Source organism: Streptomyces thermolilacinus SPC6 (assembly GCF_000478605.2).
Classification (GTDB): domain Bacteria; phylum Actinomycetota; class Actinomycetes; order Streptomycetales; family Streptomycetaceae; genus Streptomyces; species Streptomyces thermolilacinus.
This window is the reverse complement of sequence record NZ_ASHX02000001.1, coordinates 313552-326487: the sequence shown is the minus strand read 5'-3', so window position 1 is coordinate 326487 and position 12936 is coordinate 313552. Positions and strand designations below refer to the sequence as shown.

Below are 12936 nucleotides of genomic sequence, written 5' to 3'. Positions count from 1 at the left end.
GGGAACGCCCGACGGAGTACCCGCCGAAGCCGACCCCACTCCCGCGCGCCGCGAGCGCTCAGCGCCGCCCCGCCGCCTCACTGCAACGCGTGCACGGCCGCCGCGAAGACCCCGGGGAGGCGGGACGCCGCCGGGACGATCAGCCGCCCCGCAGCCCGCCGGGAGCCGACCCGCACCAGCGCGCCGGTCAGCAGCCGGTGCCGCAGGGACAGGCGCCGCCATGCCGCCTCGTACGCCTCCGGGCGGCCCGCGCGCAGGCAGCGCACCGCCGCGTCCGCCGACGCCAGCGCCAGGGCGACACCCTCACCGGTCAGGGCGTCCACGTACCCGGCCGCGTCGCCCACCAGGAGGACCCGTCCGGCGACCCGGCCCCGCACCCGCTGCCGCATCGGGCCCGCGCCGCGCACGTCCCCCGTCCCGGCCGCGCCGCCCAGCCGCGCGGCCAGCTCCGGGAATCGGCCCGGCCACGCGTCGTACGGGCGCCGCGCCGTGGTCAGCACCGCCACCCCCACCAGGTTCTCCGCGACCGGGGTCACATACGCCTCGCCCTCCCGCGACCAGTGCACCTCCACGAAGTCCGACCACGGCGGTACGCGGTAGTGCCGCCGCAGCCCGTACCGGCGCGGCCCCCGGCCCGGCAGGTCCAGGCCCAGCGCCCGGCGCACGGGGGAGTGGAGGCCGTCCGCCGCGACCAGCCAGCGCGCCCGCAGTCCCGCCGCGCGCACCCCGTCCGGGTCCTGCCGCACCTCGCCCACCCGGCCGGGCACGACCCGCACGCCGAGATCCGCCGCCCGCGCGGCCAGCGCGGCGCTCAGCACCGTCCGGCGCACCCCCAGACCGGTACCGTCCCGGAACGCGGCCTGCGCGCGGCGCGGCCCCTCCACGTACCGGATGCCGTGCAGCGGGTGCCCGGCCGGTTCGACGCCGAGCGCCCGCAGCGACCGCACCCCGCCCGGCATGACGCCCTCCCCGCACGCCTTGTCCACCGGGTTCGGGCGCGGCTCCACGACGACGGCCTCCATCCCGGCGAGCGCCGCCCGGATCGCCGTCGCCAGACCCGCGGGCCCGCCCCCCGCCACCAGCACGTCGATCACGGCACCCCGCCCCCCACCCGGCGCGACCGCATGCCGGTCACCGCCCCGTGCCCGTGCCCGCTCCGCCCGCCCGCATGCCGGTCACCGCACCGCTTCGGCTGCCGAGGCGGCGGTGCCGGGCGCCGCCCAGCGCAGCGCGGCCTCCTCGCAGCGCACCCGCACGGCCAGCAGCACGGCGTTGGCCAGCGTGAAGACGGTGGCCGTCACCCACGCCCCGTGGACGAGCGGCAGCGCGAGGCCCTCCACCACGACCGCCACGTAGTTCGGGTGCCGCAGCCACCGGTACGGCCCGCCCGCCACCAGCGGCAGCCCCGGCACCACCAGCACCCGCGTGTTCCAGCGCGGCCCCAGCGTCACCACGCACCACCAGCGCAGCGCCTGCGCCGCGACGACCAGGGCCAGCATCGTCCAGCCGAGCAGCGGGTCGAACGGCCGTCCCGCCAGCCACACCTCGGCCACGCAGCCGACGAGGAGGCCGGTGTGGAGGGCCACCATCACCGGATAGTGCCGCCGCCCGGACTCGGCGGCGCCGCGCGCCAGGCTCCAGCGCGCGTTGCGCCGGGCCACGACGAGTTCGGCGCCGCGCTCCACGGCGACCGCGAGGACCAGCAGGGCGTACGCGTTCACGTCTCTCCGTTCCTACCAGCGCAGCAAGACCAGTTCGGTGCAGAAGCCCGGGCCCATGGCGAGCAGCAGGCCCGGGGTCCCCGCGGGGGGCGCGGGGTCGGCGGCGAGGGTGTCCCGCAGGACGTGCAGCACCGACGCGGACGACAGGTTCCCGGCCGACGCCAGTGACCGGCGGCTCACGTCGAGCGCGCCGTCCGGCAGGTCGAGCGCCTCCGCGACCGCGTCCAGCACCTTCGGGCCCCCCGGGTGGGCGACCCACCGCGTCACGTCCCGCCTCGCCAGCCCGTACTCGGCGAGGAAGCCGTCCACGTCCGCCGCGAGGTGCTTGCGCACGACGTCGGGCACGGCAGGGTCCAGGACGACGCGGAACCCGGACGCGGTGACGTCCCAGCCGAGCAGCCGCTCCGTGCCGGGGTAGAGGCGGCTGCGGCTCGCCACCACCACCGGCCCGGCGCCCTGCGCCGCACCCGCCCGCCCGGCCGCCGCCGCTGACCCGGCACCCTCGCTCGGCCCGGCCGCGCCCATGGCCCGGCGCGTCCCGCAGGCCACCACCGCGGCGGCCCCGTCGCCGAACAGCGCCGTCGCCACCAGGTTCGCGGGCGACGCGTCGGACCGCTGGAACGTCAGCGAGCACAGCTCCACCGACAGCAGCACCGCCACCTGGTCGGGCCACCCCGCCAGATAGTCGTGGAGCCGCCCCAGCCCGGCCGCGCCCGCCACGCACCCCAGCCCGAACAGCGGCAGCCGCCGCACGTCCGGCCGCATCCCCAGCCGCCCCGCCACCCGGGCGTCCACGGACGGCGCGGCGATGCCGGTCACCGACGTGAACAGCACCAGGTCCACGTCCCGCGCCGACAGGCCCGCCTCACCCAGCGCCCCGGCGACCGCCTCCGTGCCGAGGTCCACGGCGGCGGCGATGTACGCGTCGTTGACCGTGCCGAAGTCCGCGGGCTCGACGTACCGGTGGAGGGGCAGCGCCGTGTGGCGGGTGTCCACGAGCGCGCCCGCGTGCAGCCGGTCCAGGGCGCGCCGGTCCGCACCGGCGGGCAGGCACGCGCGGGCCACCATGTCGGTGAGGTCACGCTGACGGTGCCGGTACGGGGCGAGGACCCCGTGCACGGCGGCGATCCGGGTCATCGGAGCTCCACGGTCAAGACGACGTGCGGTCATCCCTCCCCCCGCGCCGCCGCGCCGTACCGGTGGATCCCCCGTTGGGCGCCCTACGATCACCGGGTGGATGCCCCGGACCCCACGACCGCCCCGCCCGCGCCCGCCCCGGCAGCCCCGCCAGGCACGGTCGGCCAGCCCCCGCCCGTCCCGCCGGGACGCGCGGCCGTCCCGCAGGGCCCCGTGCCCGGCCTGCCCGGCCCAACGCCGTGCCGCCCGCTCCTCGGCCTCGTCAGGGCCTGCCACCCCGTCCCGACGGCGGCCGTCACCCTCCTCACCACCGTCCTCGCCGCGTCCGCCGGGCAGGACCGGACGGGCTGCCTGCTGGTCGCGGCGGCGGTGCTGACGGGGCAGCTGTCGGTCGGCTGGTGCAACGACGCGGTGGACGCCCGCCGCGACCGCGCCGCCCGCCGCACCGACAAGCCTGTCGTCGCGGGCCTCGTCACCGAGCGGGCGGTACGGTCCGCGAGCCTGGCCGCGCTCGCGCTGTGCGTCCCGCTGTCCCTCGCGTGCGGCGCTCTCGCCGGTGCGGTGCACCTCGTCGCGGTCGGCGCCGCCTGGGCGTACGACCTCGGCGTGAAGGGGACGGCGTTGTCCTGGCTGCCGTACGCCGTCGGCTTCGCCGCCCTGCCCGCGTTCGTCGTCCTGGGCCTGCCGGGCGGCCCGGCGCCCCCCTGGTGGCTCCCGGCGGCCGGGGCGCTGCTCGGCGTGGGCGCGCACCTCGGCAACGTCCTGCCGGACATCGCGGACGACCGCGCCACGGGCGTACGGGGCTGGCCGCAGCGACTGGGCCCGCACCGTACGAGGCTCCTCACCCCGGTGCCGCTGGTCCTGGCCTCGGCCGTCCTGGCCGTCGCCCGCCCCGACGTGGCGGGCGCGGCCGCTCTGACGGTCGCCGCGCTGACGGCCGCGGCGGGTACCGTACTGGGACGGCGCCGCCCCCGCGCGCCCTTCACGGCCGCGATCGCCGTGGCGGGCCTGGACGTCGCCATGCTGGTGGCGCGCGGCACCGCCCTCGCCTGACCCCCGGGCCCAACGGCCGCCGACCGATCACCGCTGACCGTTCCGAGGAGGCCATCGATGCCGGAACAGCAGGCGACCTGCGACGTGGCGGTCCTGGTGGGGATCCAGGCGGCGGGCAAGTCCACGTTCTACCGGCAGCGCCTCGCCGACCGGTACGAGCTGGTGAGCAAGGGCCTGTTCCCGCGCGGCGCCCGGAACAAGCAGCGGCGGCAGATCGCCCTCGTGGCGGAGGCCCTGGCGGCGGGCCGCCCGGTGGCGGTGGACAACACGAACCCGTCACCCGAGGAGTGGGGCCCGCTCGTGGCGGAGGCCAGGGCGTACGGCGCGACGGCCACCGCGTACTGGTTCCCGCCCGACGTGGCGGGCTCGCTGCGCCGCAACGCCGCACGTCAGGGCCGGGAACGGGTACCGGACGCGGGGTTCTACGCCACGCTCGGCAGGCTGCGCAGACCGTCGTGCGCCGACGGGTTCGACGCGGTGCTGGAGGTCCGGATGGACGGCCGGGGCGGCTTCACCGTACGCCCGGTCCCTGAGGAACGGCTGGTGCCCGCCGGGAGGCATCCCGCCGCGCGGCCCGGGTACCCGCCGACCCACGCACAGGACCCGACGCAGGCAGGAGGGACCGACGTGACCGTCCCCGAGGAGAACCGCCCGAAGACCACCAGCACGGACGAGGTCATCGAGTCCACCGAGGCCGGCGACCAGCGGGAACAGCAGCCCGGCGGCTCGGGCCGCTCCATGCGCGAGGCGATGGAGGAGGCGGGGATCAAGCCGGAGGACTACGAGGAGTAGAGGACCACGAGGAGTGGACGACCACCACGGCGTGCGGGGCGCCCCACACCGCACCCGCGCGCCCGGCGTCCCGTAGCTCGTGCGCCCCGTACCCGGCCGCACCCGCGCACCAGGCGCCGGGCCCTACGACGTCCGGCCCGCCGCACCGGCCGCGCTCGCCGTCATGTACGCCGACCAGGCCCGCAGCGGCAGTTCACCGGCGTCCGGCTCGGTGAGGGGCAGCAGGCCCGCACCGCGCGGACCGGTCCGGAACACCGTCACGGCCGTCGAGAGGTCCTCGCCGTAGCCCACGAACCACACCGCCTCCGCCCGGTCCGCGCCGCTCGTACGCGCCGCCGCCACCGGGCCGAGCGCCCTGAGCGTGTCCGGGTCCACGGCGTCCACGGCCACGTCCCGCAGCCCCCGCGCGACCTCCCGCGCCACGTCCGGCTCCAGCACCTGCCGGGCCGCCGGCCGCTCCAGCCCCTCCAGCGGCGCGCCCCGGTACGCCACCGCCGTCACCGAGTACGGCTCCGCCCGCAGCCCGCCCGTGGCGAACGTGCCGTACGCCCCCGCCATCCGGATCGCGCTCGGCGTGGACGTGCCGAGCGCGAACGGCGGCTCCAGCGCGGCCATGCTGCCCGGCAGCAGCCCCGCGCCGACCGCCACGTCCCGCACCCGGTCGAGGCCGACCGCCTCGCCGAGCCCGAGGAACACATCAGCGTCCGCTCGCACCAGCGCGCGGCGCAGGGCCTGCGCGCCGTCCGTGCCGTCGTGGCCCCTGACGCCCTGCCGCAGCGCCGCCGCCATCACGAACGGCGTGAACGCCGACCCGGCCGGCACGCCCGCCGTGTCGGCGTTGCTGGTGAAGTGGCGGGTCGCGTCGGGCCCGCCGTACAGCGCCAGCACCGCCCCGTCGCCCGGCCGCACCGAAGCCGCCCCGAACTGCGTCTCCCCGCCGGAGCCGCTCGGCCCACCAGCCCCGGCGCCCGCACCACCTGGGCCACCGTCCCCGCCGGTGGAGGCCCCGGCCCGCGCCGCCACGCCCTCCACCGCGCGCCGCAGCCGGTCCACCGCCGCCCGCTCGAACGTCGTACGGACGCGGTAGCCGCCGCGCCCCAGCTCCTCGGCCGTCAGTCCGGTCCTGTTGCGCAGGTCCTTGTTGGCCGCGTCCACCAGATAGCCGGTCTGGCCCGCGAGACCGCTCGCCACCGAACGGGAGCGGGGCTCCGGGAAGTCCGCGTACGCCGCCCGCTGCGCCCGCGTCATGAAGCCCAGTTCCACCTGCCGGTCCAGCACGTACCGCCACCGCGCCTCGGCCCGGCGGCGGTGCTCCGCGCTCAGCTCCGGGTCGTAGAAGTCGCCGCCCTTCAGCAGCGCGGCCAGCAGGGCGCCCTGCGACGGGTCCAGGTTCCGCGCGTCGGTGCCGTAGTAGGCGACCGCCGCCGCCTGCACCCCGTACGCGTCGCGCCCGAACCAGCTCGTGTTCAGGTACCCCTGGAGGATCTCGTCCTTCGCCAGGGACCGGGACAGCTTCACCGAGAGGCACAGTTCGCGCAGCTTCCGCGACAGGGTGCGCTCCTGCGTCAGATAGGTGTTCTTCACGTACTGCTGGGTGATCGTGGAGCCGCCCTCCAGCTCGCCGCCCCGCGCCGTGTTCACCACCGCCCGCACGAGGCCGCGCACGGAGAAGCCCGGGTCGCTGTAGAAGGTGGCGTTCTCAGTGGCGATCACCGCGTCCCGGAGGGGCCCGGGGATGTCCGAGAGGGGTACGTTCTGCCGGTTGACCGGGCCGACCGACACCATCCGGCTGCCGTCCGCCCAGTAGTAGACGGTCGCCTCCGAGCTCGCCCCGGCGTTCACGTCCGGGATGGGCGTGGTGACGTACAGCCAGCCCAGCAGCCCCGCCGCGCCCGTCAGCCCCAGCAGCGCCAGTGCGAGGAGCTGTCGCCAGGACGGCAGGAATCGCGCCGCGCCGCGCCGTCCCCGGCGCGGGTAGTCGACACGGAGTCCGGGCCGGGCCCGCGGAAGGACGGGCGGGCGGGAAGGGACGCGCCCGCCGGCGCGTTCGCGGACGCGGGCACGGACTCGGGAGAGGACACGGGCAAGGATCACGGAGGCGCGCTCCCCTTCGTACGAAAGGCCAATGCGTCCTCTCCTACGGGACGCGGCCTCCGCCCGTTCACCCTCCGCCCGTGCACGCCCCGCAGGTCCGCGCCCCGCCCGTTCACCCCGCCCCGTTCACGCCCAGCCCGTCAGCCACTCGGCGACGGCCCGGGCCAGCGGCTGGCCCGTGTCCAGCTCCACGAACCCGAACTGCCCGCCCTGGTTGCACTCCAGGAACCACCAGACGCCGTCCGCGTCCTCCGCGAAGTCGAACGCCGCGTACGCGAGGCCCGCCGCGTCCGTGTAGGCGCGGACGGACCGCTCGATGCGCTCCGGCACGGCGGACGGCTCCCACCGGTGCCCCGTCTCGCCGTACCGCCCGTCGACCTGGCCCTCGGCGGACGCCTTCCGCGCGGCGAACAGCCGCCGCCCGACCGCCGCCAGCCGGATGTCCGCCCGCTTCGGGACGTACCGCTGGAGCAGGGGCGGCGCTGCGGCGACGGCGGTGAAGTCCGCGTCCGGGGAGACCAGCGCCGTCGGCAGCACCACGCGGGGCTCGCCCCGGGGCGGCCCGGACAGGGTCTTCACCACGACCCGGCCGTGGCGTGCCGCGAACTGCTCGGCTACGCGCGGGAACGTCGTGACGACCGTGGGCGGGACGGCGAAGCCGCTGCCGTGCGCGGCGTGCAGCTGCCACGGTTTGAGGCGGGCCCGCTCGGCGGCGGCCGGGTGGTTCATCCAGCGCGCGTCGGTGGACGCCAGCATCCCGTACAGCGCCTGACCGGTCTCGGCGGTCAGCCAGTCGGACGGCCCGTCGGCGCGGGCGGCGGGCGTGCCGGGGCGGCGGACCCACACGCCGCGCAGCGCGGCGGCGGCGACCATGCGGCCGTCCACCGACAGGTACCCGTCGAAGTCGCCGCTCGCGTACTCGGCGGACATCGCCGCCCGGCCCGGCAGGTCGGCCGGGTCGAGCCGGACCAACGGCGTGCCGAGCGCGGCCAGTTCGGCCACGACCAGATCCGCCGTGACGTCCTCCTCGCAGGTGAGGATCAGCACGGTCATCGTGGGTCGCCCGCCGGTCAGTCGTCGAAGTGCGTCTGGGAGCCGGCCTTCGACGTCGTCGTGCCCGCCGCGCGGAGCACCGCCGGGTCGGGCACGGCGGGGCGTCCGTCGGGCAGGACGTTCAGCTGGAGGCCGGAGTCGTACGCGTACGGGAGCACCACGTCGTCGACGGCGTCGGCGGGCACGGCGTACTGGAAGGCGAACGGACGGCTCATGGCTGGGCCCCATCCCTCGACGGTGATCGGTGTGTCCACCGGTCAGTACGCGTGAGAGCCGTAGGGATCTCGCCACGGACCGCCATAGGGGGGAGCACCGGGGCCGTTGGCCCGGTGGGTACGCGCGGGGCCCGGCCGCCGGGGAGGCGACCGGGCCCGGGGGGAGGAGGGACGGCGGTGCGTGCCGTCACCCGGACGTGGATCAGAAGGTGAGGTTCCAGGCGTCGACGCGGCCCGTGTCCTGGGTGGCGAGGTCGCGGACGCGGAGCTTCCAGGTGCCGGACGCGGTCTCCGTCGAGGCGTCGACCGTGTACGTCTTGAGCACGTTGTCGCCGCTGTCGTTGTTGGCGAAGTCCTCCAGCGGGTACACCGTCCCGTCCGGGGCGACCAGCGACAGGACGAGGTCACCGCGGTAGGTGTGCTTGATGTCCACGCCGACCTTCAGCGCGGACGGGGCGTTGCCGGTCAGTCCGGTGACCGTGATCGGGCTCTCCACGGTCGTGTTGTCGGGGACGGCCACGTCGGTCAGGTTCTCGAAGTACCGGCCCGGCGCGGGCGGCGTCGTCCCGCCGGACACGGCCTTGAGCGCGTCGGTCTGGCCCTCGCCGAAGAACCCGTTGTTCGCGGTGGTGCCGGTGCAGCGGCTGTCGGACGGGCAGGCCGTGTCCGTCGCCTGCGCCGCGAGCCGGTCCCGCAGGTCGGCCGGGGTCAGGGCCGGGTTGACGCTCACCATCAGCGCGGCGACGCCCGCGACGTGCGGGGACGCCATGGAGGTGCCGTTCATGTTGCCGTACCTGCCGCCCGGCAGCGTCGAGTAGACACCGTACGAGCCGTCGCCGCCCGGCGCGGCGATGTCGATGACGCCCTGGCCGAAGTTGGAGTACGACGCCTTCACGTTGCCGCGGCCCATGGCGGCGACCGTCACGACGCCCGGCAGCTCGGTGGGGATGTCGAGGCACGCGTTGGTGATCCGGCGGGTCACCGGGGTCGAGTCGTTGGGGCTGGTCGTGTCGGTGGTCTTGTTCGCCAGGTCGTAGTTGGAGTTGCCCGCGGCCGCGACCTGGAGGGAGCCCTTGCTCTCCGCGTACGCCTGGGCCCGCCGGACGCCCTCGATGATGGCGGCCTGGTCGGGGTCGTCCGGACAGTTGAACATCCACGGGTCGGTGTAATAGCTGTTGTTGGTGACCCGGAAGCCGCGGTCGCCCGCCCACATGAAGCCGCAGATGGTGTTCTCGGCGTAGAACAGCGACGTGCCCGGCTCGGCGATGCGCACCGACGAGATCCTCACGCCCGGCGCGACACCGACGACGCCCTTGCCGTTCTTCGCCGCGGCGATCGTGCCCGCGACATGGGTGCCGTGGGTGCCGACGTCGCGCCAGGAGCCGGGGCGCGTGTCCGGCTTGCCGTAGGCGCAGGAGACGGAGTCGGCGGCGTTGAAGTTGGGCGCGATGTCCTGGTGGAGGTCGTCGACGCCGGTGTCCAGGACGCCGACCTTCACGGTGCTGGATCCGGTGGTGACGGCCCACGCCTGGTCGGCCTTGATCTGGGTCATGTCCCAGCGGCTTGACTCGGTGAGCGTCGTCGGGCTCTGCGCCGGGGCGCTGGGGATGGCCGGGGCGTACGCGTCGGCCGGCACGTCCGAGGTGCGGGTCGCGCCGACCTGCTGCACGCCGGTGACGCCGCGCATCGTGGCGGCGAACGACGTGGACGTGGAGTGCGCGACGACGACGCCGATCGCGTCGTAGTGCGCGAAGACCGTGCCGCCGTTCGCGGTGACGGCGGCGCGTACGGCCGAGGTGTCGCCCGGAGCGGTGATCACCAGGTACGCGCGGGTGCCCGCGGCCCAGGTGCCGGCCGGGGCCGCCGCGGCGGCCGGGACGGCGGCCGGAGCGGCTGCCGGGGTCTGGGCGGTCGCGGCGGCGGGCGCCGCGGGCACCGCGAGGGCGACGGCCGCGCCGAGAGCGGCGACGGCGGCCGAGCGCCGGAGCCCGGCGGATATGTGGGGAAGCATGGGTCCTCCGAAGGCCGGCCGGGCCGACAGGTCGGGTCGGCCGGGCCGGATGAGAAGTGGTCGCGCGAAAGATCTCATTCATGAGCACGTCAAGGGAAGGGGTGTTCCCTCACAAGCTGTTCACCGTTCGCCCGCTCCGGCGTCCCCCGCGACCCCTCGGCCCGGTCCGGTCCGCCCCGGTGTCAGATCGCCGGGTCCGTCACCTGACGGGCCAGCGCCGCGCGCAGCCAGTCGTCCAGGGCGCCGAACGTCGGCTCCGGGGTGGCGGCCGCCTCGGCGGTGAGCCGCCAGAAGCGGTCGACGCGGGGGTGCGCCACGTCGTCGAGGTACCGGCTCAGGCGCCGCCGGAACTCCGGGGTGTCCCGGGCGCCGCGCATCCCGGCGTGGGCCGCCACGAAGCAGTCCAGCGCCTCGCCGCCGGACGGCGCCCGCCCGGCCCGTACGTCCGGCGCGGCCAGCGCGAACGCCTCGGTGAGCCCGTCGTACAGCACCGCGGGCCGGCACGTCCCGTCCGGGACACTCGCGACGGGGCGGCACACGCTGACCGTGCCCGCGGCGTCCGCCGCCAGGGCGTGGAGCCGCGCGAAGGCCAGGACCTGCCCGGGAGTCGGGTCGTCGGGCGGCGCCGGGACCGCCGCGTCCGTGATCGACGCGACGAGCCGGGACGGCAGCCGCGGCGGCAGCACCCGCCGCAGGAACCGCGCCACCGGAGCCGTGCTCGGCGGCGAGTCCAGCGCCCCGATCAGCCGCAGCCGGTCGGCGCGCTCCTCGGCGGGGCAGTCCCGCACCAGCCGCAGGGCCGCCTCGCGCCACCGCAACTCCGCCATGCGGGAGCCCAGTTCGCGCAGCTTGCCCGCGACGGCGTCCTCCAGGGCATCGTCCATGGCGTCCTCACGGTCCAGGACCCGGCCCACCTCCGCGACGGGCAGGTCCAGGCCGCGCAGCGACCGGATCAGCAGCAGCCGGTCCAACGCCCCCGGCCCGTACCGGCGGTGGCCGCCCGCGCTGCGGGAGGTCTCCGGCAGCAGCCCGAGCTCCGAGTAGAACCGCACCGTCTTCACGGTGGTGCCCGCCCGTTCGGCGAGCTCCCCGATGCTCCACGTCCCGTCGGCGGACACCTTCACCTCCCTGGGCGGGACCACCACCGTACCGGGACGCGGATACGTCCCGGTACGGCGGGGGAGAGGCGGCGAATCGTTACTTCACGTTGACGGCGGCCCAGGCCTTGGCGACGGCCTGGTACTCGGCGCTGTTCGCGCCGTACAGGTCGGTAGCCGCCTGGAGCGTCGCCGTGCGGGCGCCCGCGTAGTTGGTGCTGGACGTCATGTAGACCGACAGGGCCTTGTACCAGATCTGGTAGGCCTTGACGCGGCCGATGCCGGTGACGGGCGTGCCGTCGTAGGTCGGCGAGTCGTAGCTGACGCCGTTGATCGTCTTGGCGCCGCTGCCCTCGGACAGCAGGTAGAAGAAGTGGTTGCCGACGCCCGAGGAGTGGTGCACGTCCATGCGGGCCACGGAGCGCGACCAGAAGTCGGCCGAGCTGCCGTCCTTGCTGGGCTTGTCCATGTAGCGCAGCGGGGTGCCGTTGCCCCGGATGTCGATCTTCTCGCCGATGAGGTAGTCGCCCGGGTCGTTCGGGTTGTTGGCGTGGAACTCGACGGAGGTGCCGAGGATGTCGCTGGTGGCCTCGTTGAGGCCGCCGGACTCGCCGCTGTAGCGCAGGCCCGCGGTGCGGGAGGTCAGGCCGTGGGTCATCTCGTGGCCGGCCACGTCGATGGAGGTCAGCGGCCGGGCGTTGTTGGCGCCGTCGCCGTACGTCATGCAGAAGCAGCTGTCCTGCCAGAAGGCGTTGACGTACGCGTTGCCGTAGTGGACGCGCGAGTAGGCGGCCTTGCCGTCGCCCGCGATGCCGTTGCGGCCCAGCTCCGACTTGTAGAAGTCCCAGGTGAGCGCGGCGCCGTAGTGGGCGTCCACGGCCGCCGTCTGACGGTTGGTCGGCAGGCCGTTGCCCCACGTGTCGTCGGCGTCGGTGAACAGCGTGCCGGTGCCGGACGTGCCGCCGTTCAGGTCGTACGTCCTGTGGCCGCCGCGGGCGGCGTCGGTCAGCGTGTAGCCGGAGCCGGTGGCCGTGGTGCCGAGCGGGACGGTGCCGCTGTACTGGCTGGTGCCGCTGCCGGTCTCGACCGCCTGGTAGGAGTACAGCTCCTTGCCGGTCGCGGCGTCCGTGATGACGTGCAGCTCGCTCGGGGTGCCGTCGTGCTGGAGGCCGTGGACGACCGTCTCGTACGCCAGCGTCGGCTTGCCGCTCGCGGCCCATATGACCTTGCGGGGCGCGACGGCGGACGGGGTGCCGGTCACCTCCTCCTCGGCGGCCGCAGCGGCCAGGGCGCCCTTGCGGGCGGCGGCCGGTGCGAGGGCGGCTTCGGTGCTCGCGACGGCGATCTTCGCGTGGGTCGCCTTGGTGACGCCCTTGGTGCGGCCGTCCTTGGAGGTGTGGACGACCAGGTCGCCGCCGAGGACCGGGATGCCCGCGTACGTGCGCTCGTAGCGCGTGTGCACGGTGCCGTCGGCGTCCTTCACCACATCACGGACGACGAGCTTCTCGCGGGCCGTGTCCAGCCCGAGGCGCTCGGCGGTCGTGGCGGCCCCGGCCTGCGCGGAGCGGATGGCGGCCACACGGTCGGCGGCGGCGAGCGGGAGGGCCGTCGCGCCGGCGGCACGGTCCGGTGTCACGGAACCGGTGGCGGCGTCACCGGCCGTGGCGGTGCCGGACTGCACGCCCACGACGACCATGGCGGCGGTGGCGGCGAGGGCGGCGGCGCGCAGAGTACGCCGCGAGGTGCGGGAGTTCGGGGACACG

The 12936-nt window shown here is 75.9% G+C and carries 11 protein-coding genes; 2 read left to right on the top strand and 9 right to left on the bottom strand.

Annotated elements, in window-relative coordinates:
* Window positions 1–77 precede the first annotated feature (77 nt).
* The 3 genes from J116_RS01485 to J116_RS01475 all read right to left on the bottom strand — a co-directional run bounded on the left by J116_RS01485 (window position 78) and on the right by J116_RS01475 (window position 2858).
* Window positions 78–1094 (bottom strand): NAD(P)/FAD-dependent oxidoreductase, encoded by a 1017-nt coding sequence (locus J116_RS01485; RefSeq protein WP_023591137.1) that lies wholly within the window; start codon window positions 1092–1094, stop codon window positions 78–80.
* Window positions 1095–1175: 81 nt separating this feature from the next.
* A complete protein-coding gene (locus tag J116_RS01480; RefSeq protein WP_023591138.1) occupies window positions 1176–1721 on the bottom strand; it encodes an isoprenylcysteine carboxyl methyltransferase family protein in 546 nt (181 codons plus the stop codon).
* 12 nt (window positions 1722–1733) lie between these two features.
* On the bottom strand, window positions 1734–2858 hold the full coding sequence (locus J116_RS01475) for a type III polyketide synthase (RefSeq protein ID WP_023591139.1): 1125 nt from the start codon (window positions 2856–2858) through the stop codon (window positions 1734–1736).
* 96 nt (window positions 2859–2954) lie between these two features.
* On the opposite strand from J116_RS01475, the gene J116_RS01470 reads away from it, so the two are divergent.
* Entirely contained in the window at window positions 2955–3911 is a 957-nt protein-coding gene (locus J116_RS01470) for a UbiA family prenyltransferase (RefSeq protein ID WP_317135507.1), read from the top strand.
* Window positions 3912–3968: 57 nt separating this feature from the next.
* Window positions 3969–4703 carry an AAA family ATPase gene (locus J116_RS31330; protein WP_023591141.1) on the top strand — a complete coding sequence of 245 codons (735 nt, stop codon included), beginning with the start codon at window positions 3969–3971 and terminating at the stop codon, window positions 4701–4703.
* A gap of 123 nt (window positions 4704–4826) precedes the next feature.
* Here the strand turns inward: J116_RS31330 and J116_RS01460 are convergent, their stop codons facing one another.
* The 6 genes from J116_RS01460 to J116_RS01435 form a co-directional block, all read right to left on the bottom strand.
* Window positions 4827–6797 (bottom strand): transglycosylase domain-containing protein, encoded by a 1971-nt coding sequence (locus tag J116_RS01460; protein ID WP_023591142.1) that lies wholly within the window; start codon window positions 6795–6797, stop codon window positions 4827–4829.
* A 126-nt stretch (window positions 6798–6923) separates the two neighbouring features.
* Complete coding sequence (gene tgmB / locus J116_RS01455) at window positions 6924–7850, bottom strand: ATP-grasp ribosomal peptide maturase (RefSeq protein WP_023591143.1); 927 nt, start codon at window positions 7848–7850, stop codon at window positions 6924–6926.
* A 17-nt stretch (window positions 7851–7867) separates the two neighbouring features.
* Complete coding sequence (gene tgmA / locus J116_RS01450; protein WP_023591144.1) at window positions 7868–8065, bottom strand: putative ATP-grasp-modified RiPP; 198 nt, start codon at window positions 8063–8065, stop codon at window positions 7868–7870.
* 202 nt (window positions 8066–8267) lie between these two features.
* Complete coding sequence (locus J116_RS01445; RefSeq protein ID WP_023591145.1) at window positions 8268–10076, bottom strand: S8 family serine peptidase; 1809 nt, start codon at window positions 10074–10076, stop codon at window positions 8268–8270.
* 182 nt (window positions 10077–10258) lie between these two features.
* Window positions 10259–11194, bottom strand: coding sequence for a helix-turn-helix domain-containing protein (locus tag J116_RS01440; RefSeq protein WP_028964789.1), 936 nt, complete (start codon window positions 11192–11194; stop codon window positions 10259–10261).
* Window positions 11195–11273: 79 nt separating this feature from the next.
* Window positions 11274–12935: a M4 family metallopeptidase gene (locus J116_RS01435; RefSeq protein WP_023591147.1), complete on the bottom strand. Its 1662-nt coding sequence runs from the start codon at window positions 12933–12935 to the stop codon at window positions 11274–11276.
* Window position 12936: the final 1 nt, after the last annotated feature.